This window comes from Methylobacterium sp. A49B (genome assembly GCF_053346215.1).
Genome location: NZ_JBKFBO010000014.1, coordinates 1 through 697 on the forward strand (window position 1 = coordinate 1; position 697 = coordinate 697).

Below are 697 nucleotides of genomic sequence, written 5' to 3' on the forward strand. Positions count from 1 at the left end.
TCATGCTGATCTCTCCAGGCGTGCTGAATAGCGTCGTACCGAGGCATCTCCCAGGGGACGGGCGAGTTCCGGGTCACCCACGAGCATCACCTCTCACAGGCGTTCAGCCTGATGAGATCGCGCGGGAAGTTGGGGTCTGGGCGTATGCGACGCATTCGCCTCGTCATCTTCAGCGAATGTCCGCTTTCCGGAGATCTCGATACACGCTGTTAAGGCGAAGTTGGGTCGATAGGAGGCCGTCCGCTTTTTAGGCGCTCGTTCCCCGAAGCGGACCGGCGGCTTTCGGCCAGTTTCGGCTGCCCAGATCAGGTGCCGAGCATCTGCACTGGGTGGATTTCTGCTTGTCCGCTTTCGAGCGTTTTTGCGATGAAGCAGACATCGCTGTTGCGCCCGATCTGAGATCTGCAGCAGTTACAACTTCAGGATGCCGCTTCAGCGCACCGCACCCGGCTCGTGGATCGGGCAGCGGTTGAACCGCTCGCGAAACTCGGCCGAATGCCGATAGGGGGCGCTGCGAGCGCGGTTGATGTTGCCGAGCGGCTGGTGTGCTGCGAGGCCAGTCCACACGCTGAAGCGCATCTCCTCGTCCACCGCTTGGACCCGAGCGGGGTCCCAACTGTCCTGCGGCTGAACCCGGACAATCCCGACCCGCTGGAACGGTGCCTCGTCCTCCTTCCACTCCACCGTCGGGTCCTCG

At 62.6% G+C, this 697-nt stretch carries 1 pseudogene; it reads right to left on the reverse strand.

The features are described 5' to 3' along the window. Nucleotides 1-432: 432 nt before the first annotated feature. Nucleotides 433-697 (reverse strand): annotated as a pseudogene (locus ACLBX9_RS01815) (catalase); the annotation flags it as partial.